The 24,145-nt window shown below is 66.3% G+C and carries 18 protein-coding genes, 1 tRNA gene, 2 rRNA genes and 1 pseudogene (1 of these 22 cut by a window edge); 6 read left to right on the top strand and 16 right to left on the bottom strand.

Annotated elements, in window-relative coordinates; translation table 11 throughout:
• Positions 1-14 precede the first annotated feature (14 nt).
• The 3 genes from G3545_RS22975 to katG all read right to left on the bottom strand — a co-directional run bounded on the left by G3545_RS22975 (position 15) and on the right by katG (position 5,438).
• Positions 15-1,556 (bottom strand): sugar ABC transporter ATP-binding protein, encoded by a 1,542-nt coding sequence (locus G3545_RS22975; RefSeq protein WP_170016030.1) that lies wholly within the window; start codon positions 1,554-1,556, stop codon positions 15-17.
• A 201-nt stretch (positions 1,557-1,757) separates the two neighbouring features.
• Complete coding sequence (gene ytfQ, locus G3545_RS22970) at positions 1,758-2,723, bottom strand: galactofuranose ABC transporter, galactofuranose-binding protein YtfQ (RefSeq protein WP_170016027.1); 966 nt, start codon at positions 2,721-2,723, stop codon at positions 1,758-1,760.
• A gap of 537 nt (positions 2,724-3,260) precedes the next feature.
• Positions 3,261-5,438, bottom strand: coding sequence for a catalase/peroxidase HPI (gene katG / locus G3545_RS22965; RefSeq protein WP_170016025.1), 2,178 nt, complete (start codon positions 5,436-5,438; stop codon positions 3,261-3,263).
• 336 nt (positions 5,439-5,774) lie between these two features.
• Between katG and G3545_RS22960 the strand changes: the two genes are divergently transcribed.
• A complete protein-coding gene (locus G3545_RS22960) occupies positions 5,775-6,719 on the top strand; it encodes a hydrogen peroxide-inducible genes activator (RefSeq protein WP_170016023.1) in 945 nt (314 codons plus the stop codon).
• Positions 6,720-6,893: 174 nt separating this feature from the next.
• On the opposite strand, the gene G3545_RS22955 is transcribed toward G3545_RS22960, so the two are convergent.
• From G3545_RS22955 to G3545_RS22945, 3 genes and pseudogenes are all read right to left on the bottom strand, one after another.
• Positions 6,894-7,283 carry a cupin domain-containing protein gene (locus G3545_RS22955; RefSeq protein ID WP_170016021.1) on the bottom strand — a complete coding sequence of 130 codons (390 nt, stop codon included), beginning with the start codon at positions 7,281-7,283 and terminating at the stop codon, positions 6,894-6,896.
• 66 nt (positions 7,284-7,349) lie between these two features.
• Positions 7,350-8,102, bottom strand: coding sequence for an SDR family oxidoreductase (locus G3545_RS22950; protein ID WP_170016019.1), 753 nt, complete (start codon positions 8,100-8,102; stop codon positions 7,350-7,352).
• Positions 8,103-8,343: 241 nt separating this feature from the next.
• Positions 8,344-9,887 (bottom strand): annotated as a pseudogene (locus G3545_RS22945) (MFS transporter).
• A gap of 179 nt (positions 9,888-10,066) precedes the next feature.
• Here G3545_RS22945 and G3545_RS22940 point away from each other — a divergent pair.
• Positions 10,067-10,924, top strand: a complete 858-nt coding sequence (locus tag G3545_RS22940; RefSeq protein WP_170016017.1) for a LysR family transcriptional regulator — start codon at positions 10,067-10,069, stop codon at positions 10,922-10,924.
• An 87-nt stretch (positions 10,925-11,011) separates the two neighbouring features.
• On the opposite strand, the gene G3545_RS22935 is transcribed toward G3545_RS22940, so the two are convergent.
• From G3545_RS22935 to G3545_RS22910, 6 genes are all read right to left on the bottom strand, one after another.
• Positions 11,012-11,788, bottom strand: coding sequence for a dipeptide/oligopeptide/nickel ABC transporter ATP-binding protein (locus tag G3545_RS22935; protein WP_246702535.1), 777 nt, complete (start codon positions 11,786-11,788; stop codon positions 11,012-11,014).
• A complete protein-coding gene (locus G3545_RS22930) occupies positions 11,781-12,626 on the bottom strand; it encodes an ABC transporter ATP-binding protein (protein WP_170016013.1) in 846 nt (281 codons plus the stop codon). Before G3545_RS22930 ends, G3545_RS22935 begins: the two co-directional genes overlap by 8 nt.
• Positions 12,623-13,453, bottom strand: a complete 831-nt coding sequence (locus G3545_RS22925) for an ABC transporter permease (protein WP_170016011.1) — start codon at positions 13,451-13,453, stop codon at positions 12,623-12,625. Before G3545_RS22925 ends, G3545_RS22930 begins: the two co-directional genes overlap by 4 nt.
• Positions 13,450-14,439: an ABC transporter permease gene (locus G3545_RS22920; protein ID WP_170018237.1), complete on the bottom strand. Its 990-nt coding sequence runs from the start codon at positions 14,437-14,439 to the stop codon at positions 13,450-13,452. The genes G3545_RS22925 and G3545_RS22920 overlap by 4 nt, the downstream gene beginning before the upstream one ends.
• 142 nt (positions 14,440-14,581) lie before the next feature.
• Positions 14,582-16,189 (bottom strand): ABC transporter substrate-binding protein, encoded by a 1,608-nt coding sequence (locus tag G3545_RS22915; RefSeq protein ID WP_170016009.1) that lies wholly within the window; start codon positions 16,187-16,189, stop codon positions 14,582-14,584.
• Between the two features lie 111 nt (positions 16,190-16,300).
• Positions 16,301-17,467, bottom strand: coding sequence for an alanine--glyoxylate aminotransferase family protein (locus tag G3545_RS22910; protein WP_170016007.1), 1,167 nt, complete (start codon positions 17,465-17,467; stop codon positions 16,301-16,303).
• Positions 17,468-17,717: 250 nt separating this feature from the next.
• On the opposite strand from G3545_RS22910, the gene G3545_RS22905 reads away from it, so the two are divergent.
• Entirely contained in the window at positions 17,718-18,473 is a 756-nt protein-coding gene (locus tag G3545_RS22905) for an MBL fold metallo-hydrolase (RefSeq protein ID WP_170016006.1), read from the top strand.
• 553 nt (positions 18,474-19,026) lie between these two features.
• Here G3545_RS22905 and G3545_RS22900 read toward each other — a convergent pair.
• Positions 19,027-19,103 (bottom strand) — tRNA-Met (locus tag G3545_RS22900).
• Between the two features lie 172 nt (positions 19,104-19,275).
• Between G3545_RS22900 and G3545_RS22895 the strand changes: the two genes are divergently transcribed.
• From G3545_RS22895 to G3545_RS22885, 3 genes are all read left to right on the top strand, one after another.
• Positions 19,276-20,343, top strand: coding sequence for a CHAD domain-containing protein (locus G3545_RS22895; RefSeq protein WP_170016004.1), 1,068 nt, complete (start codon positions 19,276-19,278; stop codon positions 20,341-20,343).
• A 28-nt stretch (positions 20,344-20,371) separates the two neighbouring features.
• On the top strand, positions 20,372-21,280 hold the full coding sequence (locus G3545_RS22890; RefSeq protein WP_170016002.1) for a LysR family transcriptional regulator: 909 nt from the start codon (positions 20,372-20,374) through the stop codon (positions 21,278-21,280).
• A gap of 277 nt (positions 21,281-21,557) precedes the next feature.
• Positions 21,558-22,763 carry an NAD-dependent formate dehydrogenase gene (locus G3545_RS22885; RefSeq protein ID WP_170016001.1) on the top strand — a complete coding sequence of 402 codons (1,206 nt, stop codon included), beginning with the start codon at positions 21,558-21,560 and terminating at the stop codon, positions 22,761-22,763.
• Positions 22,764-22,846: 83 nt separating this feature from the next.
• On the opposite strand, the gene G3545_RS22880 is transcribed toward G3545_RS22885, so the two are convergent.
• The 3 genes from G3545_RS22880 to G3545_RS22870 form a co-directional block, all read right to left on the bottom strand.
• Positions 22,847-23,572, bottom strand: coding sequence for an alpha/beta hydrolase family protein (locus tag G3545_RS22880; RefSeq protein ID WP_170015999.1), 726 nt, complete (start codon positions 23,570-23,572; stop codon positions 22,847-22,849).
• A 170-nt stretch (positions 23,573-23,742) separates the two neighbouring features.
• A 5S ribosomal RNA gene (gene rrf, locus G3545_RS22875) occupies positions 23,743-23,857 on the bottom strand.
• Between the two features lie 79 nt (positions 23,858-23,936).
• Positions 23,937-24,145, bottom strand: a 23S ribosomal RNA gene (locus G3545_RS22870); it runs 2,604 nt beyond the window's last position.

Genomic DNA, 24,145 nt, shown 5'->3' with positions numbered 1-24,145 from the left:
CGAGCTGCCCTCCCTCACGCCGCGGCCGGTTCGGTGGCGGCGATCGCCGCGAGGATCGACGAGACATTGATCGCCTCCCCCTCCAGCGTCGCGACATGTGCGCGATCGCGCAGCACGATCACCTGGTCGGCATAGGTGACGATCTCCTCCAGCTCCGATGAAACGACGAGCAGCGCCAGCCCATCCGCGCAGAGCTGGCGGATCAGCCGGATGATCTCCGCATGGGCGCCGACATCGATGCCGCGCGTCGGCTCGTCGAGGATCAAGAGGCGTGGCGCGGTGGCGAGCCAGCGGGCGAGCAGTGCCTTCTGCTGGTTGCCGCCGGAGAGCAGGCCGATCGGCCGCTCCGGGTCCGGCGGGCGGATATCGAGCAGCCGGATGAAGCGGCGGGCGATCTCGTCCTGCTCGCGGCGCGACAGCGGCTGCATGAAGCCGCGCTTGGCCTGCAGCGCCAGCACGATGTTCTCGCGCACCGTGAGTTCGGCGACGATGCCCTCGGTCTTGCGCTCCTCCGGGCAATAGCCGAAGCCGTGCTGCACCGCCTCGCGCGGCGAATGCAACCGCACCACCTGCCCTTCGATCGTCGCGGCGCCGCTATCGGCCCGCTCGGCGCCGAACACCAGCCGCGTGGTCTCGGTGCGCCCCGAGCCGAGCAGGCCAGCGAGCCCGACCACTTCGCCGGGGCGCAGCGTGAGGTCGAACGGCGCAAGATAACCGGCCTTGCCAAAACCGCTGAAGGCCGCATAGGGCGCCTGCTGGGTGTCGATCGGCTGATGGATGCGCTCGGCCGTCACTTCCACCAGCTCGCGGCCGAGCATCATGCGCACCAGCTCGATGCGCGGCAGCGCCGCGGTCTCCCGCTCGCCCACCAGGCGGCCATTGCGCAGCACGGTGATGCGATCGGAGATGGCATAGACCTGGTCGAGGAAATGGGTGACGAACACGATGCCGATGCCACGCCGGGCGAGATGGCGCATCACCCGGAACAATATCTCGACCTCATGGGCGTCGAGACTCGCGGTCGGCTCGTCTAGGATCAAGACGCGCGCCGACATGTCGACGGCGCGGGCGATGGCGGTGATGTGCTGCACCGCGACCGAATAGTCGCCGAGCGGCGCGGCAACATCGATATCGAGACCGAACTCCTTCAGCAGTTCAGTAGCGCGGTGACGCATCTCGCCCTCGCGCACAAAGCCGAAGCGCGTCGGCTGCCGGCCGAGGAACAGGTTCTGCGCCACCGAGAGGTTCGGCAGCAGATTGACCTCCTGATAGACGGTGGCGATGCCGGCCGCGATCGCCTCCTGGGCCGAGCGCGGGGCGATCTCGACGCCATCCAGCCGCACCGTGCCGGCGTCGCGAGCGACGACGCCGGTCACGGTCTTGATCAGGGTCGACTTGCCGGCGCCGTTCTCGCCGAGCAGCGCATGGATCTCGCCCGCCCGCAGCGTGAAGTCGACGCCGTCGAGCGCGCGCACGCCGGCAAAGCTCTTGGCGAGCCCGCGCACTTCGAGCAGGGGCTCGGACGGGGAAGGACCACGATCAATCGGTACTGCCATGGACGCGACGCTTCCGCCTCAGATTCCGAACCTGACTCGCAAATTGCAAATGCTGGCTATTGCCGCGACCTACTCCCTCTCCCCGACGGGGAGAGGGCTGGGGTGAGGGGTCTTCGCCGCTTGGAAGCCGTGCTCCCCCTCACCGACCCGCTTCGCGGGCCACCTCTCCCCATCGGGGAGAGGGAATTAAGGGTCAGCCCCTCAGTAACCAAGGTCCTTCTTGCTGTCGTAGATCTTCTGCGGATCGTCCGCTGCCGTGTAGAGCTTGGAGTCGGTCTGGATCCACTTCGGCGGTACCGTGCCCTTGGCCTTGTAGGCGACGATGGCGTCGAACGCCGGACCGGCCATGTTCGGGGTCAGCTCGACGGTGGCATTGGCCTCGCCGGCGGCGATCGCCTTGAAGATGTCCGGCACCGCGTCGATCGAGACGGTGAGGACCTCCTTGCCCGGCTTCAGCCCGGCTTCCTTCATCGCCTGGATGGCACCGACCATCATGTCGTCATTGTGCGCATACACCGCACAGATGTTCTTGCCGCCGCCTTCGGCCTTGATGAAGCTCTCCATCACTTCCTTGCCCTTGGCACGGGTGAAGTCGCCGGTCTGGCTGCGCACCACCTTGATGTTCGAGTGGCTGGCGATGGCGGTGTCGAAGCCCTTCTTGCGATTGGTGGCGACGCTGGCGCCGACCGTTCCCTGGAGCTCGACCACGTTGCACGGCTTGGTGCCGACGGTCTTGGCCAGCCATTGCCCGGCGACCTCGCCCTCATGCACGCTGTCGGAGGTCACCGCGGTCAGATAGAGGTCCTTGCCCGAGGGATCGATGTCGCGGTCGAGCAGCACTACCGGGATCTGCGCTTCCTTCGCTTCCTTCAGCACCGAATCCCAGCCGGTGGAGACCACCGGCGCCAGGAAGATGGCGTCGACGCCCTGGGCGATGAAGGACCGGATCGCCTTGATCTGGTTCTCCTGCTTCTGCTGGGCGTCGGCGATCTTGAAAGTGATGTTGCGCTTCTTGGCCTCGGACTTGGAGACCGAGGTCTCGGCGGCGCGCCAGCCGGACTCCGAGCCGATTTGCGAAAAGCCGATGGTCAGGTCAGCGGCCTGGGCGCTGAAGGCCAGGGCGGTGGTCGAGAGGGCGGTGGCCGCAAGCAGGGCTTTGAGGTTCATGTGGCGTTACTCCCGGATGATGTGAGCCGGCGCTTCTGCGAGCGCTTCGATGCGGCGGCTTTTATGGCACGGAAGAACGCGGCTGAATAGTCATACTGTTTTACTATTTGACACCATTCCACGGCACCTCGCTTTGATCAGGCCCGACCGTCATGTCGGCACCAGCGAGGCCGACCGTGGCGTCAATATCGTTGTCGAGCCTGCCAGCAGCATGTCGCGCCGTCCCGGCAGGCTTGAGTGATGGGAAAGTAGCCACTGGCGAGGGAGGGCATTGCACGTGCTTCAAATCCCGGCGATCTCCTGCCGCACGGGAGTGCGGCAGGATCGGGCAGAAATCCAACATAGCGGTCACTAACGCACACGCCTTTCGGCTTCGTCGGGCTCGTCGTGCCGCACGCCGCACGACTGATCGTCGGGTCGGGCGTCTGCTTTCGAGCGCCCGGCACATCGCCGGCATGCGCCATGCGCGGCATCAGGATTGGCCGACAGCCGCGACCGCCGCCGGACTTCGGCGGCGGTCGGGAGTTTCCGCAGCGATCAGGCGAGGTCGAAGCGATCGAGGTTCGTCACCTTGGTCCATGCCGCCACAAAGTCGGTCACGAACTTCTCCTGCGCATCCGAGCTGGCGTAGACCTCGGCCAAAGCGCGCAGGATCGAGTTCGAGCCGAACACGAGATCGACCCGCGTGCCGGTCCATTTGAGATCGCCGGTCTTGCGGTCACGTCCCTCGTACACGTCATTGGTGTCGGAGGCGGCCTTCCACTGCGTGCCCATGTCCAGCAGGTTGACGAAGAAGTCGTTCGTCAGCGCGCCGGGCTTGTCGGTGAGGATGCCGTGGGTGGCCTCGCCGGCATTGATGTTGATCGCGCGCAGGCCGCCGATCAGCACCGTCATCTCCGGCGCGGTCAAGGTCAGCAACTGCGCCTTGTCGATCAGCGCCACCTCGGCGGGCACCGCAAGGCCGGCTTTCTGGTAGTTGCGGAAACCATCCGCAGCCGGTTCCAGCCAGGCGAAGGCGGCGGCGTCCGTCTCCGCCTGCGAGGCGTCGGTGCGGCCGGGCGAGAACGGGACGGCGACATCGTGGCCGGCAGCCTTCGCCGCCTGCTCGACACCGACATTGCCGGCCAGCACGATCACATCGGCCAGCGACACCTTCTTGCCGCCGGTCGCGTTGAGATTGAACTCGCCCTGGATACGCGCCAGTGCCGTGAGCACCTTGTCCAGTTGCTCAGGCTGGTTGGCCTCCCAGTCCTTCTGCGGGCTGAGGCGGATGCGCGCGCCATTGGCGCCGCCGCGCTTGTCGCCACCACGGAAGGTGGAGGCGGAGGCCCAGGCGCTGCCGACAAGCTCGGATACGGTCAAGCCCGAGGCCAGCACCCTGGCCTTGAGCGCGGCAGCGTCCGCCTCATCGATCAGCGGATGGTCGACGGCGGGCACCGGGTCCTGCCAGATCAGCACTTCCCTGGGCACTTCCGGGCCCAGATAGCGCGAGCGCGGGCCGAGATCGCGGTGGGTCAGCTTGAACCACGCCCGGGCGAATGCCTCGGCGAAAGCCTGCGGGTTCTCCAGGAAGCGGCGCGAGATCTTCTCGTAGACCGGATCGACCCGCAGCGACAGGTCGGTGGTCAGCATGGTCGGCTTGTGCTTCTTCGAGGGATCGTGCGCATCCGGGATGACGGCATCCGCGTCCTTCGCCTCCCACTGGATGGCACCGGCCGGGCTGCGGGTCTGCACCCACTCATACTTGAACAGGTTCTCGAAGAAGTGGTTGCTCCACTGCGCCGGGGTCTGCGTCCAGGTGACCTCGAGGCCGCTGCCGATGGCGTCGCCGCCGAAGCCGGTGCCGAAGTCACTGGTCCAGCCGAGGCCCTGGGCCTCCAGCTCGCCGGCTTCCGGGTTCGGCCCCTTGTGGGATTCGGGGCCCGCGCCATGGGTCTTGCCGAAGGTATGGCCGCCGCCGATCAGTGCGACGGTTTCCTCGTCGTTCATCGCCATGCGGGCGAAGGTCTCGCGGATGAACGCCGCAGCGGACAGCGGGTCGCCATTGGCGCCCGGCCCCTCCGGGTTCACATAGATCAGGCCCATCTCGGTGGCGCCGAGCGGCGCGTCGAGCTTGTCGAGGGGGCGGTGGGTCAGCCAGGCGCTCTCGGAGCCCCAGAACACGTCCTGATCCGGCTCCCAGGTGTCCTCGCGGCCGCCGGCAAAGCCGAAGGTGCGGAAGCCCATGGTCTCCAGCGCCACGTTGCCGGTGAGGATCAACAGGTCGGCCCAGGAGATCTTCTGGCCGTATTTCTTCTTGATCGGCCACAGCAGGCGGCGCGACTTGTCGATATTGACGTTGTCCGGCCAGCTGTTGAGCGGAGCGAAGCGCTGCTGGCCGCGACCGCCACCGCCCCGGCCGTCGGCGAGGCGATAGGTGCCGGCGCTGTGCCAGGACATGCGGACGAACTGCGGGCCGTAATTGCCGAAGTCGGCCGGCCACCAATCCTGCGAATCCGTCATCAGCTTGCGCAGGTCGTTCTTCAGCGCCTCATAGTCGAGCTTCTTGAACTCCTCGCGGTAATTGAACGTCCGATCCAGCGGATCGGACTTCGGCGAATGGAGGTTCAGAAGGTCGACACGCAGCTGGCTCGGCCACCAGTCGCGGTTCTGGGTTCCGGCAGTTCCGTGGGCGACAGGACATTTGCCGGTGCTCGCATCAGTCGTCGCGTTCATGCTTCTCTCCGATCGGGACTGTGTTTGTGGCGCTATTCAGTGGACGAACCGGCAACCGCACGGGAATGAAAGCCCGTATCGCGGCTAGCCCCGCGAACAGATGTCGGACGGTCAAAACGGCCTGCGGGCCGCGGGCTGGACAGGAATACCTTGTGCGGAAAGCGAGCAAGGCCCACAGCGCTACCATCCCGGAGCCGGGTACCCCGATGATCGGGCATATATGGCGCCGGGCGGGCGTGGACATCGAGTGTTCCTGATCGTCACCGCCAAGGCTCTTATCAAACTTCTTTCATTAGATTAATTCCGATTTGCTGATTGCTGTGATAAGATTTGCTGATGAAGAATCTGACGTTCAAGCAGCTGCGCTATTTCGAGGCGCTGGCCCGACACGGCCACTTCAGGCGCGCGGCCGAGGCATGCGGCATCTCCCAGCCCGCCTTGTCGATGCAAATCAAGGAGTTGGAGGAAGAGGTCGGCATCGAGCTGTTCGAGCGCGGTGCGCGCCAGGTTCGGCTGACGCGTTTCGGTGAGGAATTTACCCCGCGCATCCGCGACATTCTGCGCTCGGTCGACGAACTGGGAGATCTGGCGCGCGCCTCGCGGGACACGCTCGTGGGGCGGTTGCGCATCGGTGTGATCCCCACCGTCGCGCCCTACCTGCTGCCGGCCTTCCTCGGCAATCTAAGCCGACTATACAAGGGCATCGATATTCATGTGCGCGAGACGCAGACGCCGAGACTGATTCAAGAGTTGGAAGACGGGCGGCTCGACACAGCCATCGTCGCCCTGCCGGTGTCCGAGCCTGCACTGACCGAAATTACCCTGTTCACGGAAAGCTTCGTGCTGGTTCGGCCGGGCGAGGATGCGGGCAAGCCGGTGCCCGGTCCCGAGGCGCTTCGCGAAATGAGGCTGCTTCTCCTTGAGGAGGGGCACTGCTTTCGCGATCAGGCCCTGTCATTCTGCAATGTCGACATGGGCGCCGCACCATCGCGCGATTTCCTGGATGCAAGTTCGCTGTCCACCCTGGTGCAGATGGTCGATGCCGGCATCGGCATCACGTTGATACCGGAAATGGCCGTGGCGGTGGAAACGCGCTCGGCGTCAGTGTCGGTCGCGCGGTTCAGGGAGCCGCAACCTTCGCGAACCATCGGCATGGTTTGGCGCAAGACCAACCCGCTTGCCAGGCAACTCGTGCAGATATCCGAGGTGGTCCGCCGCTCGACAGCCGAACAGCACGACCTGCAGGACGCCTTGCCTTTGCGGGCTGATCCTTTGGAATGACGGGGACCGCGCGCTGGCGCAGCACCGCCATCTGCCGGTGGCCTTGTCGGCGCAGTGCTTGACCGAAGGGCGTGGGGTGTTGTCCACGCTCGTGTCTGTCTCCCGTGAGCCGCCTTACCTTTCCTCTACTTGGGTTGCGGTATTTGGGTTGCGGTATTTGGGTTGCCGTAACAGTCACTGTGCGGGTACGAGTGCCGGGGCGCCCTTGTCCTTGATCAAGACCACCAGGAATTTCGCCGGCTGGGTGCTGCTTGCGTTCCGGTCGACGACATGAACATCGTCAGGGCCTTCATAGAAGGACTGTCCTGGTGTCAGTGTCACCTGTTGTCCACCCTTCAGCTGCATCACGACGGAGCCCTCCAGCACGTAAACAAACGCATGTGCATTGTGTCGGTGGATAGCGCTCGACCCGCCGGGCGCATGCTCGACTGTGATCATCAGAGCTTCCCTGCCGGGACTCTCCGGAAGATCCTTGGACATGAGTGCCGTGACCTTAGGCTCCTGAGCCGCCGCCGTGCCGGTCATGAGGCACAGAAGAACCAACGCAACGAGTTTGATCGTCATTGTCGCCTCTTTCGTTCGTTGCCCAGGACCCACTCGTGGCAGACCGGGCGTACCTCCGATGCGGGATCAGGCTGCTGCCTGTGAGCGGCGGAGCCATGCGTCGAAATCTATGCGGCCGAGGCGCGCCTCGCCCAACGGCACGAGCGAGTACTCCTCGACCCGGCCGCCGCTGTATCCGGCCTCGGGATCGCTCACTACCTCGCGCGGCTCGCCGACCGCCTTCAGATAGCGGGCGACGAATTCGTTAAGCAGAGCTCGTTCCGGGCCGGCGATCTCAACGATGCCATTGTGCGGCGGCGCCAGCGCCACGTCGGCAACGCTGGCAGCAACGTCGTCCGAAGCGATGGGCTGGAACAGGACGGGCGGGAGCCTGACCACGTTTCCATCCGCACTTATATCTGCAACGCCGCGGAGGAATTCCAGGAACTGGGTCGAGCGGATGATGGTGTATGGGATGCCGGAGTTCTTGATCAGTTTCTCTTGGGCGACCTTGGCGCGGAAATAGCCATTGTCTGTCCGGTCTATTGCGACGATGGAGAGCGCGACATGGTGTCGGACACCGGCTGCGGCCTCCGCCGCGAGAAGGTTGCGGCCGGAGGTCTCGAAGAACTCCAGCACCGCCTTGTCTTCAAATGAGGGCGAATTGGCGAGGTCGATCACGACCTGCGCGCCGGCCAAGGCCACTTTGAGCCCCTCGCCGGTGATGGTGTTGACGCCGCTATTGGGCGAGGCGGCGAGGACTTCGTGGCCACCCCGGCGCAGGATGGCGACGGTCTTCGAGCCGATCAGGCCGGTACCGCCGATCACAACGAACTTCATGTTGATCCTCCGTTGTCGTCAGACGCGCTTGGCTCCTGGGTTGCTTGTGGCAATCGTCATAAGCGCACCGATCCACCGCTGAGATCGCTGCTGCGCCGGGTGAGAAGCGTGACAAATTTCCGCCGCCTCATGGAGCTTCTCACCCTGCCGAGACTTCCGAAGGCTATCACGTTTGGGGGGACGACGTCTCGACGGTCCGCTCGATCGCCTTCATGAAAGGGCGTTCCTTGTTCATTGAAGCTCACGGCTGCTCGGCCAGACGGTTCTCGGTGATGCGAGCCTTTCCGCCGAAGATCAGATAGCTCGCCAAGGCCAAGATCCAGACGGAGATTCCTCCGTAGAGCATCACCAGCCTGAAGCCGTGCATGAGGGCCGCCTGCAGATCTGCACCCGATGCCACCAGTGCGTTCAGCTCCGGGAAGCCGGATGGATCGACACTCCCGCCCGCCACCTTCTCCGCAAGATGCTGCAGGCGGTCTGCCCGATTGCTTCGGGCAAAGCGTTCTCCAGCCAGGAGGATACCCCCGCGATCAGGATGAAGCCCATCAGGGCTATGTTGATCGCCAGCGAGATCATCCGAGCGCTCATATCGATGCCTGAAGCCATGCCGGCCCGCGTGCTCGGCACCGCTGCGGTCGTCGTATTGGTCACAGGCGTGTTGGTCAGACCCAGCCCAATGCCGGCGAGCAGACAGCCGGGCAACATCGTCAGCCAACTGGCGTGGCCGACGCCACTTCCGGCCCACATCAGCATGAAGCCAAGGCCGATGACGACCAGTCCCGTCGGGATCGCAATCCTGGCTTGGAAGCGCAGCAGCATCCGCTCGCCGAGCGGCGGAACCACGAGTGCCGGCAGGGTGTAGGCCAGCAGCGCCACGCCAGCCGCGACATTTCCGTAGCCGAGCGCGTTTCGGAAGAAGATCGGAAGATAGATCATGAACGGCCAGAAGCTGAAATTCATCCCCATCGACCCCAGCAGGGCACCCGCGAAGGTCGGAATGCGGAGCACCGAGAAGTCGAACATCGGACGGCTCTGGCGCGTTTCCACCAGTACGAAGGCCCCGAAGCTCAGGATGGCGATTGCAAGGATTGCCAGGCCTGCCCGGCTCGAGAAGCCCAAGTCGGGGCCCTGCGTTATGTAGAAGGCCAGGCAGAATACGGATGCCGACAGCGTTAGAATGCCGGCAAGATCGAGGCTCTCGGCGTCGGGATCGCGCGACTCCTGTACTCCCACAACGGCGAGGGTGGTGGTGACGATCGCAAGGATGACGTGGATCAGGAACACCCATTGCCAATCGGAGAGTGCGACGATGGCCGCGCCGATGATGGGGCCGAAGCCGAGACCGATCCCGAAAATGATCCCCCAGGCGGCAAAGGCTGTCGCGCGTTCCGACCCCTCCCGGAACTGGTGCGAAAGCACGGCAACCTGGCAAATCAGCATCGCACCGCCGCTCATTCCCTGCAGAAACCGGCTCCAGATGAGGACGAGAGCGTCTTGCGCCAGCCCACAGACGAGGGAAGCCAGGCCGAAGATGGCGATGCTGGCGACGAAGACCCGCTTTCGTCCATAGCGGTCCGCCAGCGTTCCCGTCGCCATGAGCACGGTCGTGACCGCGATCGTATAGGCGTTCATGATCCATTGGAGTTGCTGAAAGTCGGCGGGCAGAATCTTCTCCAATGTGGGAAGGATCGTCGGCACGCTGGAGATCTCCAGTCCGAACATCAGCGACGCGAGGCAGGCGGCTGCCAGCGCGACGGTGTTCCGGCCTGTCATCGAACGCGTCATGTCTTCAACCTTTAGCCTGCTGTCGAGGGCTGACCTGCGGGTCAGAGAGGCGCTCGATCGAAGAAGCCCGGCTCTCTGGTCGCCGCCCCATGTCGGATGCCCGCCGAACATAGGCAGGCCTTGACGACAACAGAACCGCATCAATATTGATTTCAGAGACAACAAATTCGGATAGTAAAATGCTGACGCTCGACGTTGAGGCCGTGAGGATTTTCGTGACGGTCGCCGACCTTCAGAGCTTCACCCGCGCCGCCGAGGCGTTGGGCACCACGCAGGGCGCCATCAGCGTGAAGCTCAAGCGGCTTGAGGACCGCATCGGATATCGGCTGATCGAACGCACACCCCGATCAGTGCGGCTGTCGGCGCAAGGCGCCGCTTTTCTGGATGGGGCGAGGGAATTCATCGCGGCTCACGAGCGCGCGGTTGCCGGACTCGATTCGCCGCCGAGGCGCTTCGGTCTCGGCATTGCCGCCCATGTTGCGGGACCAGAGGTTCCGACATTGCTGGCACGGCTGCACGCGCATGATCCGAATCTCACCATCGAAGTGCAGCTCGACAGCTCGCGCAAACTGCTCGACCTCTTCGACCAGGGGCGGCTCGATGCGGCGATCATCCAGCGCGAAGATGACCGGCGGGATGGAGAGACGCTGGCGCATGAACGCTTTGGCTGGTTCGCGGCACAAGGGTTCGAGCACCGGCAGGGAGAGCCGCTGCGCCTGGCCACGCTGACCCCAACCTGCGGCGTCCGCAATATCGCGACGCACGCTCTCGACGCCGCGGGAATAAGGTGGACCGAAGTATTTCTGGGAGGGGGCTCGTCCGCTGTCCATGCCGCAGTGGCGGCAGGGCTCGCGGTTGCTCCTCTATCGTATCGGATAGCGCCCGCTGGCACCGTCGATATCGGGGAGCGGCTTGGGCTCCCCCCGCTTCCTTCGTCCGAGGTGGTGCTTCATTCGGCCCTCACGGACCAGAGGTCACGAGCGGCCCTGCGGACGCTGGCTGCAGCTTTTCGGGAGCACCGTGCGCCGACCGGATGATGATCGCAAAAGTCCTCCAACTTTTGCGGGACATGCTCCAGAGCAATTCCTCTTCGATCAGATGATTCCATCTGATCGGGAAATGCTCTAAGCCTTCAGGCGCGGGGCGGCGCGGAGCAAAGTCCGGGTCGCGGCCGCCTCGGGCGCCGCGAACACCGCGTCGGTCGCGCCGCTTTCCACAATCCGCCCCGCCTCCATGATGGCGACGCGCCGGGCCACGGCGTGCACCACCGCAAGATCGTGGGAGATCAGCAGATAGGCGACGCCGCTCTGGTCCTGCAGGTCCATGAGCAGGTTGAGGATCTGCGCGCGGACCGAAACATCGAGCGCCGAGACCGGCTCGTCGAGCACGATCAGGTCCGGCCGCGTGGCGATGGCGCGCGCAATGGCGACGCGCTGGCGCTGGCCGCCCGATATCTCATGCGGCCGCCGCCCGGCGATGTCGGCGGGCAGATGCACGCGGGCGAGCAGATCGAGCACCGCTGCCCGGCGCGCGCCTCGCGGCACGATCCGATGGAGCCGCAGCGGATCCTCGATCAACCGGGCGACCGTGGCGCGGGGATTGAACGCGGCGAGCGGATCCTGGAACACCATCTGCAGCCGCGGACGGACCGCGCGCAAGGCTCCGCCGCGCAACGCCAGCAGGTCGGCGCCGTCGAAGCGGATGGTGCCGGCATCCGGTTCGGCCAGCCGCAGGATGCAGCGCGCCAGGGTGGTCTTGCCGGAACCGGAGGCCCCGGCCAGCGCCAGGGTCTCGCCGCGGGCGATGCCGAGGTCGATGCCGTCCAGCGCGACCGTTGCCACACCGCCGCGCGCATAGGCCTTGCGCAGCCCGGCGACCTCCAGCAGCGCCGGCCTATCCACGGCGCACCGCATCCGGCCGGCGGACCGTGAAGTCGGCGGTGTCCATTTCCAAGAGGCGGGCGGCGCGCGGTGTGTCGAGATCGAGCCGGGTCGCGAGCAGGGCGCGCGTATAGGGGTGCGATGGCCGGCTGAGCACTTGCGCCGCCGGGCCGGTCTCCACCAGCCGGCCGCGCAACAGCACCGCCACCTCGTCGGCGAGTTCGGAGGCCAGCGCGATGTCGTGGGTCACGAACAGCAGCGTCAGCCTCTGCTCCCGCACGAGTTCGTCGAGCAGCGTCACCAACTCGCGCTGCACCACGGTGTCGAGCGCGCTGGTCGGCTCGTCGGCGATCAGGAAAGGCGGGTCGACCGCAAGCGCCGCCGCCATGGCGATGCGCTGGCGCTGGCCGCCAGAGAATTCGTGGGGAAAGCGGCCCATGGCCTGCCGCGCCTGCGGGATCCGCACCGTGTCGATGAGTTCCAGCGCCCGCGCGCGGGCCGCTCCCCAGCTCGACCCGCGATGCGCCACGATGATCTCGGCAACCTGGTCGCCGATGCGCAGCACCGGATTGAGGCTGCCGCTGGCATTCTGGAACACCACGCCGACATCGCGGCCAGGCCGCGAGGGTGCACCGAGCGCCGGGAACGACAGTGATCCGGTGGTGACAGCGGTATCCACGAGCAGGCCGGCGATCGCCATCGCCAAGGTCGACTTGCCGGAGCCGCTCTCGCCGACGAGCGCGAGACGGCGCCCGACCGCCAGGTCGAGATCGATGCCGGCCAACGCTGTAACCTGCCCGCCGCCCTGGCGATAGGCCACCCCGACGTCCCGCAGCGAGAAGAACAGCGGGTCTCTCATGCCAGGGTATTCCGCGTATGGGTCGCGATCAGGAAGCTGCGCCCGACGAGATGCACCGCGAGCACCGTCGTCACCAATGCGAGGCCCGGCACGATGGACAGGAACGGCGCGCCCCGCAGCACGGTCCGGCCTTCCGCGATCATCGAGCCCCAGGTGACGCGGTTGGGATCGCCCAGGCCGAGAAACGACAGCGCCGCCTCGATCAGCACCGCGCCGGCGACGATCACCGCGGCGAGCGACACCACCGGCGTCAGCGCGTTCGGCAGCACCTCGCGCAGCGCGATCTCCAGCGGCGTCATGCCGATCACCCGCGCGCCGGCGACGAAATCGCGCTCGCGCAGCGACAGCACCTGCGCCCGCGCGATCCGCGCCGGCTGGGTCCAGGCGCCGAGCGCGATGGCGAGCACGATGGTCGCGACGGTGGGGCCGGCCACGCTGATGAAGGCGAGCGCCAGCAGGAAGGCCGGCACGGTCTGGAATGCCTCGGTGATGCGCATCAGCACCTCGTCGGCAAGGCCGCCGAGAAAGCCGGCGAGCGTCCCGACCAGCGTCCCGATGCCGAGCGCGGTGATTGCGGCGGCGATGGCAACCAGCAGCGTGGTGCGGGCGCCATGGACCAGTTCGACCGCCACGTCGCGGCCGAGGCGATCGGTGCCGAGCGGATGGGCAAGGTCGCTGAAGGGGCGCACCAGGGCCGGCCCGGCAATGGCGAGCGGATCGCCAGGAAAGACGAACGGGGCGGCCAGCGCCGCGAGCGCGAGGATGGCGAGCAGCGCGAGGCCGACAGCGCCCTCTCCGGTCGCGAGCATGGCGCGCAGCGTCCTCATGCGGCGCGCCCCGTGCTGCCGACGCGCGGGTCGAGCGCGGCATAGGCGATGTCGGTCAGGAGATTGATCACGATCACCAGCGCCGCGCTGAGCAGCACGATGCCGAGCAGCAGCGGCATGTCCCGCCGCCCCACCGCCTCCTGCGCCAGCCGTCCGAGGCCGGGGACCGCGAACACGCTCTCGATCACCACGCTGCCGCCGAGCATGGAGGCGGATTGCAGGCCGAGCATGGCGATGACCGGCAAGAGCGCGTTGCGGGCGACATGGCGCAGCACCAGCCGCCAGCCGGCGATGCCGTGCGCCCGCGCCGCCAGCACGTAATCCTCACGCCACAGCTCGGCCATGCCGTCGCGCATCAGCCGCAGATAGAGCGCGAGATAGACCAGGCCGAGCGAGGCCACCGGCAGGATGAGGTGGCGTCCAATATCGAGGAGCCGCGCCACGCCGCTGTACCCCGAGGCGATCGTCTCCATCCCGCCGATCGGCAGCCAGTGCAAATCGACCGCGAAGACGATGATGAGCACGAGCCCCAGCCAGAACCCCGGCACGGCGTAGATCGCTACCGAGGCGAAGGAAAGCGCGCGGTCCCGGGCGCTGCCCGGACGGGCGCCGGCGATGATGCCGAGCGCCGAGCCGAGCGCGAAGGCCAGCGCGGTGGCGAGGCCCATCAGCACCAGCGTGTTCGGCAGCCGCTCCAGCAGCACGTCGAGCACCGGCCGCTCGAACGCCACCGACCAGCCGAGATTGCCGCTCGCCAGCGCCGCCGCATAAGCGAGGGCGCGCTGCAACGGCCCGGCATCGAGGCCCCATGCGGCGCGCAGCTGCTCGATGCGGGCGGCGTCGGCACCGCCGGTGCCGGCGAGATAGGCGTCGACCGCGTCGCCCGGCGCCATCTCCAGCAACAGGAAGGTGCCGATCGCCACGAGGAGCAGCACCGGCACCGCGCCGGCCAGACGCCGTCCGATCAGGCGGAAGGTCCGCTCCATGATTCCCGGCACTGGCGATTCCCGCTTCCCAGAGCCCCTTCCGTTGGGATGGAAGCATCCGAACGACAAGAAAGTGCTCTAGATTCAATATGCTGGAGTATGTTCTGATCGCAAAAGTCATTCAACTTTTGCGGAACATGCTCTAGCCCTCGACCGAGGTGTCCGCCCAGTTCGACACCGCCCAGCGCGGATTGTTGGAGACGTTGCGCACCTTGTCGCTGGCCACCGTGATGAAGCTGAACTCGGCGACATTGATCAGCGCGACATCGCCGACCACCGCCTTCTGGAATGCCTTGTAGAGCGCGGTGCGCGCACTGTCGTCGATCGCGCCCGCCGCCTTGCGGATCAGTTCGTCGACCGCCGGATTGGCGTAGCCATATTGGTTGGAGAACGGCACGCCGGCCGGCAGGCCGCTCTGGTAGAGGATGGTGGTGGAGATCGCCGGATCGCCGCGATACACCGGCGTCGCCACCGTGATGTCGAAGGCGTGGTCGGTATAGACGGCCTTCAAATGTGCCGGCGTGTCGTTCGACACGATCTCGGCGTCGATGCCGACCGCCGCCAGCGCCTGCCGCAGATAGGCGCCGAACTGGACGGTCTCGTTGAAGAACGGGGCCGGCAGCAGGCGCAGCCTGAAGCGCACGCCGTCCGCGCCTTTGGCGTAGCCCGCCGCGTCGAGCAGCGCATTGGCCTTGGCGGGATCGAACGGGAAGCTCGGCACGTCGTCGGTGTAGAAGGTGCGGTCGGTGCGCGGCACCGGCCCGGTCGAAGTCCTGGCGTAGCCGAGGAAGATGGTCTTCACCACGAAGTCGCGATCGATGGCGTGGGCCAGCGCCTGCCGCACGCGGATGTCGGCAAGCTCCTTGCGGGTGTGGTTGATCTCGACGATGAGCTGGTAGGTCAGCGCCTCATAGCCATTGGCATAGACCTTCAGGCCGGGCACCTTGCCGATGCGCGCGAGATCGGCCAGCGGCACAGCGGAGAACGCGGCGAGCCCGATCTCGCCGGCCTCCAGCGCGTTGCCCGCCGCGGCGCGATCCGGCAGCACACGGAAGATGATCTCGTCGAGATAGGGCCGGCCCTGGTCCCAATAGGCCTCGTTGCGCTTCAGCAGATAATATTCGCCGGGCTTGTAGTCGGCGAAGCGATACGGCCCGGTGCCGACGAGGCGCACATTGGCGGGGTTTTTGGCGATGTCGGTGCCGGCATAGACATGCTTCGGCAGCACCGAGGTGACCACCGGCAGCGCGTTGCGGATGAGCTGGAACGGCGTCGGCGCGCTGAAGCGGAACACCGCCGTGTGCTCGTCGGGCGTGTCGACCGCCTCCAGTTCCCTGAACACCACGCGGCCAAGATTCTGCAGCTTCTTCCAGACCTCGAGCGCGGAGAACGCGACGTCGGCGGAGGTGAAGGGCTTGCCATCGTGCCAGAGCACGCCCTCGCGCAGCCGGAACGTCACCGACCTGCCGTCGGCCGAGCCCTCCCACAAGGTGGCGAGCCGCGGCGTCAGCCCGTCCTTGCCGTCATAGGAGGCCTCGGCCAGCGGCTCGATCACCTTGCTGGCGACGAAGAACACGCCGTTCGAGGCGACGATCGCCGGGTTCAGGTTCGCCGGCTCCGAATCCGCCGCGACCACCAGCCGGCCGCCGCGCGTGGGTTCCCCGCTCCAGCCGAAACGGGGCAAGGCGAGCAGCGCCAGCGCGCTGGTCGAAGTGGCCAGCAGCGCGCGTCGGGAAAGCGGAAATGTCACGGCCAACCTCTCATGGTCTTCTGGCGACGGAGTTTTCAGGCACGGGAGTTTTCAGGTGCGGTTGTTTTCAGGCGTGGGCACTTCGGCGCAAGGCGCGGCTGGCGCGGGGTCTCAGCCGCTGTCGATGCCGGCGAGGGCCGCCTCACACCCCTCACTGATGCGAACCTCATATCCCAGCGCCCGGCAGGCGCCGCCAAGGGCGCCGACCACGGTCACCGCATTGATGGGCTGCGCCGCGGGGCCCATATGGCCGATGCGCAGCACCTTCCCCGCCGTCTCGCCACGGCCGAGCGAGATCAGGACGCTGTAACGGTCCCGCATGGTATCGCGGATCGCCACGTCGGACAGGCCGTCCGGCACCCGGATCACCGTCACCATCGGCGCGGCGATGGCCTCGCGGCTCGGCCACAGATCGAGGCCGAGCGCCTTCACCCCGGCGCGGGTGGCGGACGCCGTCAGCGCATGCCGTGCCCACACCGCCTCCGGACCCTCGGCCAGATGCCGGTCGAGCGCGGCATCGAGGCCATGGATCTCGGCGATCGACGGCGTGACCGGGAACGGGCGGTCGCGGCGCCAGGCATGCTCCCAGTCGAGCAGGCTGAGGAACGAGGCGCGCGGCGCGCCGGGATTGGACCGCATCTTCTCCCATGCCCGCGCGCTGATGCCCAGCAGCGTCAGTCCCGGCGTCGCGCCGAGGCATTTCGACGGCGAGGCGACGAAGATGTCGGCGTGCACCGCCTCGGGATGTACATCCATGCCGCCGAACGAGGACACCGCGTCGACGATGAGGAAGCCGCCATGCGCGGCGACCACGGCGCCGATCTCCGCCACCGGATTGAGCGTGCCGGACGGCGTCTCGTGGTGGCACACCGAAACCACCCGGATGTCCGGCCGCGCCTTGAGCGCGCACTCCACGGCGGCCGGGTCGATCGCCTCATTGTACGGCACCTGCAACTCGACGATTTCGGCGCCATGGCGGCGCGCCCACACCGCGAAGCCCTTGCCATAGACGCCGGAGACGAGGTTCAGCACGACGTCCTCGCGCGCGATCAGCGATGCTGCCGCAGCCTCGATCCCGAGTATCGCCTCGCCTTGCAGGATCACCGGCAGGCTGGAGAGCCGCATGGCGGTGCGCAGCTTGCCGATCACGGCCTCGTAGAACGCCAGGAAAGCCGGGTCGCCGTCATAGGGAACCGGCCGCGCCAGCGCATTGAGCACGTCCGCATAGGCGGCAACCGGGCCGGTGGTGAGCAGCAGATGCGGCACGGCAACGGACATGTGAGCCTCGGCCGGCGGCGAACGGTCGGCGCGCCAGAATAGCGTTACGGCGCGCACCCACCAGTCCCACGCGGTTCGCAAACCGGAGGCGTGCGCTGACGACGTAGCGCCGGCGCATCGCTCCCCGGGACCGGGTGCCAGCGATGCGCGGGTAGTATATAAAACGGGTCAACTACATCAAGCTCTCTCCTGCCATCGGCATGGCAGGACGCGAGACATGCAGTCTTTGGCTTCAAGACAGGAACACGGCATGCATCTCCGATTGCTGCGCAATGCGACCCTCAAGCTGGACTATGCCGGACGCACGATACTGATCGATCCCGACTTCGGGCCAAGGCACAGCCGGCCGTCATTCACCGGCCGCTCGCCCAATCCGATGGTCGAGCTTCCGACTAGCACCGACGACATCCTGGAGGGCGTGGAACTCGTCATCGTGTCGCATCTGCATGAGGATCATTTCGATTCGGTCGCCATGGAGCTGGTGCCGAAGCACCTGCCGATCATCTGCCAGCCGGGCGACGAGGCGGAGATCCGCAGCGCCGGCTTCGAGGACGTCACGCCGCTGCTCGACACGACGGTCTGGAACGGTATCACGCTGACCCGCCGGGAAGGCAGCCACGGCCTCGGGCCGGTGGTGGAGAAGATGGGCCCGGTCATGGGATTCAGCCTCGACGCAACAGGCGAGCCCAGCGTTTACTGGGCGGGCGACACGGTGCTCTACTCGCCGGTCGCCGACACCATTGCGCGGACCAGCCCGGACATCATCGTCACGCATTCCTGCGGCGCGCGGTGGGATGGCGACCTGATCGTCATGGACGCCGAGCAGACCCTCGCCGTCTGCGCGGCGTCGCCCCACTCCATCGTCGTCGCCACCCATATGGAGGCGCTGGATCATGCCACCATCGGCCGGCCGGACCTGCGCCATGCCGCCGAGGCCGGGGGCATTGCGGCCGCGCGGCTGCTGATACCGCAGGACGGAGAGATGCTGGCATTTGCCCGCTCGTAGTCCTGGAAGCTCGGCTCAGCGAGCCGGATGCCCAGGAGTGACCAAGAGCCCTTTCGTCCGGATGGAATCATCCGAACGGAAAGGCCTCTGGCAGGACGCCGTCGCCGCGAGGGCCGCGATGCTGCTCGAAAGTACTGGGCTGCAATAGCGTTCGCGTCGCCCCCGCAAGTGGTGTCACGGCGGACGGCAGCGGCCGGCGACATTGCCCGTCTCGACGCCTTCATCCCAATGTACGCGCTTGTCTCACGAGGATCGGCGTTCGACGTGTCGGAACAGCGCACTCGCGAAAGATCCGGCGACGGGAGCGCCGTACAGTCCATGTCCGCCGAGCGGGCCCCCGTGATCGGGCTGAGGCTGACGGCGCATGGATCGCCGTGATCCAGAAGATGGACGAGACCTACGCCGAGTTCGTCACCCAGCAGGTCGCGCTCAAGGAGGAGAGAGCGGCGGGGTAGATTTCGAAGCCCGTGCTGACATGGCGGCTACAAGAGCCCTTAAATGCAAAAGGCCGCCTTGCGGCGGCCTTCGCAATCCCCTCGCGAAAGGGGTCGACTGGTTGCGGGGACAGGATTTGAACCTGTGACCTTCAGGTTATGAGCCTGACGAGCTACCGGGCTGCTCCACCCCGCGTCAGAGGCCGGCGGAGGCAATGCCATCCGGCGACGGGGGGTATCTAGCAATCCCAATCGCTAAAAGGAAGGGGCAAGGGCCTATTTTTTGTCATGCAAACGTCGTCAGATACAGGACGGCAGGTCCCTAAGCCTGTGTCCGTAAGGCTCGGCGTGATTAGGAAAAAGTTGTGATGCCCCGCCGTTTCGCTGTGCACAAGACCGCGACGACACCCGCTGCCACGTCGAACCAGGCGACTGCCCCGAAAACCCGGACGGCTACACCCGCTCCCGCCCCGCCGGCGAAGGCCGCTGCCGTCCGCCGGCGACGCGCCTCGCCGGAGCCCCCGCCGCAGGGCGCCCCGGCGCCGTCCACCCCGACCGACAAGGCCGACGCCGCTACCCCGCTCGGCGACGCGCTGCTGCGTGCCGCGCATGACACACGCGACTCGCTGGACCTGGAGGATACCGTCACGGCCATCCACAAGACGCGCCGGGCGCTCAAGGGCGCGCGTGCTTTGCTCATGCTGGTCGAGGGCGAGCGACGTCCGGCTGCGCGCCAGCTGCGCCGCGATCTGGGCGCAGCGGCGCACAGCCTTGCCAGCACGCGCGACCGCCACATCATCCACGACGCCATTGCCGACCTCGCCGCCGAAAAGCGACGCAGGCCGCTCGACACGGCACTCGCGCGCAAGGTCGCCAGCACCCTCACGCGCCGGACAGAGCCTCATGGGGAGGCGGACGGCAATCTGACAGCGCTGCGCGAAGCGGGACTGTCGGACGGCATGGCGAGAGCGGCGCAGCTCGCCGATGACATGGACGCCCAGGATCTGCCCGAGGCACTCGCGTCAGGCTACCGCCGCGCCCGGCGCGCGGCCTACGGCATCGACCCCGCCGATGCCGAGGCGCTGCACGAATTGCGCAAGCACGTCGTCGCCCATGTCTGCCAGATGGAACTCGCCGCCCCGTGGTGGCCGCGTCTCGGCGCCATCTGGCTTGATGAGCTGCAGCGCCTGCGGGAAATGCTTGGCCGCCATCACGATCTCGAAATCCTGCTCGCCCGGCTCGACGGCGCGCCGGGCCGCTTGTCGCCCGATCACATCGCGACCGTGATGGATGCGGCCAGCCGCCGCCAGCGCAAGCTCGCCGACAAGGCGATGCGGCATCACGCCCGCCTCTTCGCCGAACGGCCGAAGGCGTTTTGCCGACGCTTGGCCGCCTACCTCGAAGCATCTGTAGATCACGCAGAAAATCGGGAATAAGAAGGGTTTTCCGTGAGGGAAACACCCGATGTTCGTGCGGCAGATGCACTATCTCGTGGCTTTGGCCCGCGAAAAGCATTTCGGCCGCGCGGCGGAAGCCTGCCATGTCTCGCAGCCGACGCTGTCCGCGGGCATCCGCAAGCTTGAGCAGGAGCTCGGCCTGCCCATCGTTGTGCGCGGCCACCGTTTCCTCGGCTTCACCGCCGAAGGCGAGCGCGTGCTCGGCTGGGCGCGGCAGATCGCGGCCGACTATGACAGCCTGCGCCAGGAGCGGGCGGAAACCACCGGCGCACTCTCCGGAGCGCTGCGCGTCGGCGTCATCCCCGCAGCGATGTCGGCCGCGCCGCTCTTGCTCGCCGCCTTCTGCGTCCGGCATCCCCAGGTGCGCGTGCAGATGCACTCGCTCTCCTCCGCCGCCATACAGCGCGGGCTCGACGAACTCGATCTCGACGCCGGCATCACCTATCTGGAGAACGAACCGCTGAAGGGCGTGCGCCGGTTCGACCTCTATAGGGAGCGCTACGTGTTCGTGACGCGGGCGGGCGAGCCCCTCGCGCGACGACGATCGGTGAGCTGGCGCGAGGCGGCGGGCGTGCCGCTGTGCCTGCTGACGCCGGACATGCAGAACCGCCGCATCATCGACCATGTGCTGGCCGACGCCGGCCTCAGCGCCCCGCCGGCGGTCGAGACCAACAGCTTTATGGGCATCTGGTCCTTCGTACGGCAGGGGCCGTTCTCCAGCATCGTGCCGCTGGCCTGCCTTCGCGGCCTCGGCGATGCCACCGATCTCATCGGCGTCCCGCTCACCGAGCCGGTGCATACCCAGCCGATCGGCCTCGTGCTGTCCGAGCGCGACCCGCTGAGCCCGGTAGCCGGCGCCCTCATGAAACTCACGCGCGGCGTCGATCTCGCTTCGCTATTTCAGAACGTTTCCTGAAACTCCCCGTTTGATTGCTTGCGTCTATCGATTGTTTCGCGCTTTCGATTTGAAGCGGCGGCGTTGTCTCCGCACATTCATAGCGTCGGCACGCGAGCGGGGAAACGAACCCCAACGTCGAGCCGGCATGGAGGACGCCCGGAGCGGTACCGCCTTCCTCGTTTTGAGGAGGACAGGACCATGCCGACGAGACGCGACAATCGAGATTTCGCGCTAGCCGGCCGCGCACTGCGCGGCGGGGCCGTCCTCTTCTTGTGTCTAGAGAGGAGATGCCGAGATGGCAAAAGTACTTTGCGTTCTTTATGATGATCCAGTCGACGGCTATCCGAAGACTTATGCCCGCGACGATCTGCCGAAGATCGATCACTATCCCGGCGGCCAGACGCTGCCCACCCCGAAGGCCATCGACTTCACCCCCGGCACCCTGCTCGGCTCCGTCTCCGGCGAGCTCGGCCTGCGCAAGTATCTCGAGGCCAACGGCCATGCCCTGGTCGTGACCTCCGACAAGGACGGCCCGGACTCGGTGTTCGAGAAGGAACTCGTCGATGCCGACGTCGTCATCTCCCAGCCCTTCTGGCCGGCCTATCTGACGCCCGAGCGCATCGCCAAGGCGAAGAACCTCAAGCTGGCGCTCACCGCCGGCATCGGCTCCGACCATGTCGATCTTCAGTCGGCTATCGACCGGAACATCACCGTCGCCGAAGTCACCTACTGCAACTCGATCAGCGTCGCCGAGCATGTGGTGATGATGATCCTCTCGCTAGTGCGCAACTATCTGCCCTCGCACGAATGGGTGAAAAAGGGCGGCTGGAACATCGCCGACTGCGTGGCGCACTCCTACGACCTCGAAGCGATGTCGGTCGGCTCCGTTGCCGCCGGCCGCATCGGCCTCGCCGTGCTGCGTCGCCTGGCGCCCTTCGATGTGAAGCTGCACTACACCGATCGTCACCGCCTGCCGGAAGCGGTCGAGAAGGAGCTGAACCTCACCTGGCACGACACGCGCGAGGAGATGTACCCGCATTGTGACGTGGTGACGCTCAACGTGCCGCTGCACCCCGAAACCGAGCACATGATCAATGACGAGACGCTCAAGCTGTTCAAGCGCGGCGCCTATCTCGTCAACACCGCGCGCGGCAAGCTGTGCGACCGCGATGCGATCGTCCGGGCGCTGGAGGGCGGCCAACTCGCCGGCTATGCCGGTGATGTGTGGTTCCCGCAGCCGGCGCCGAAGGATCATCCGTGGCGTACCGCGCCCTATAACGGCATGACGCCCCACATCTCCGGCACCTCGCTGACCGCGCAGACCCGTTATGCGGCCGGCACGCGCGAGATCCTCGAGTGCTTCTTCGAGGGTCGTCCGATCCGCGACGAGTACCTGATCGTGCAGGGCGGCGGGCTCGCCGGCACCGGCGCGCATTCCTACTCAAAGGGCAACGCCACCGGCGGTTCGGAAGAAGCCGAGAAGTTCAAGAAGGCCGGCTGACCTCTTTCCGATGGCGGCCCAACTCCCAAGACGGTCGCCCATCCTCCCTCCCCCGCACGGGCCTTCCGTGCGGGGCCTTTTGCTTAGCTACCGGCGATACCGAGCAGCGTCGTCGTCAGCAGCTCGGGCGCGATCACCATGGCATCGTGGCCGGTCGCAATTTCCAGATAGTGCCAATCCGGCTGCGCGCTCGCCCATTGATGCGCCGTGGCGACGGCGGAAAATGCCGGATTGACGCAGGCGACATAGGTCTTCGGTCGGCCATTGCCGAGTGGATGCTCAAGGCGCAATGCGTCCTCATAGGTCTTCAGCGGCTGCGGCGTGAGTTCCGATTCGACCCAGGCAATGTCCGCTTCATTGGTTATGCCGAAAGCGCTCGCCGGCGGCGGCGGCATGGAAAGACCGCCCGGGCTCAAAGCTGCTACCGCGCGCCGGGCCGCTACCAGCTCGGGCGCGAGCGTGCTGAACTGCGTCGCACCGTCCTGCACCAGATTGGCATCGAGGAAGACGAACTGCGCAATGCGCTGCGGGATCCGGTCGGCGACGCCGGCGATGATCCAGCCACCGTGAGAATGGCCCACCAGGACGACATCGGTGAGATTCGCCGCCTCGATGGCTGATGTGACATCGGCGATGCAGCTATCAAGGCCGATCTCCGGGGTGAGCTCGGCGGCCCGCTCGCCGACACCGCGGCAGGTCACCGCCAGCGTCCGATGGCCGGCGGCCTCGAGCAGCGGGACGACGCGTTGCCAGCACCAGCCGCCATGCCAGGCACCATGCACCAAGACGAAAGGGGATTTCGCAGACATATCCGGCTCCCGAGGCCCCTCCCGCGCATCGCGCTTTGTGCGCGTCACGTGGCGTGCACGGGTATTTGAGCATGTATGGGGCGCAAACGAAAACCCCGCCTCGGGGGATTTATCCCGAGGCGGGGTTTTCGTTGGTTTCATCGTGTAAAGCGTATTTCTGTCCTTCGCAGGCCTGGCAGCGACCTACTCTCCCAGGTCTTGAGACATAGTACCATCGGCGCTGAGGAGTTTAACGGCCGAGTTCGGGATGGGATCGGGTTCAGGCTCCTCGCAATGGCCACCAGGCCGGCGAAGGACAGCAATCATGCGAAGCGTTTTGTCTGGTCTTTTGCTCGATCCACATTGGTGGACATCGAGGATGAGAACGATCAAGCCAATCGAGCGATTAGTACCGGTAAGCTAAATACGTTGCCGCACTTACACACCCGGCCTATCAACGTGGTCGTCTTCCACGGCTCTCAAGGGAATACTCGTTTCGAGGTGGGTTTCCCGCTTAGATGCTTTCAGCGGTTATCCCGTCCGTACATAGCTACGCTGCACTGCGGCTGGCGCCACAACAGCTCCACCAGAGGT

The sequence above is a fragment of the Starkeya sp. ORNL1 genome, from assembly GCF_012971745.1.
Taxonomy (GTDB): domain Bacteria; phylum Pseudomonadota; class Alphaproteobacteria; order Rhizobiales; family Xanthobacteraceae; genus Ancylobacter.
The sequence above is the reverse complement of the archived record's forward strand: the minus strand, read 5'-3'. Positions and strand labels throughout refer to the sequence as shown.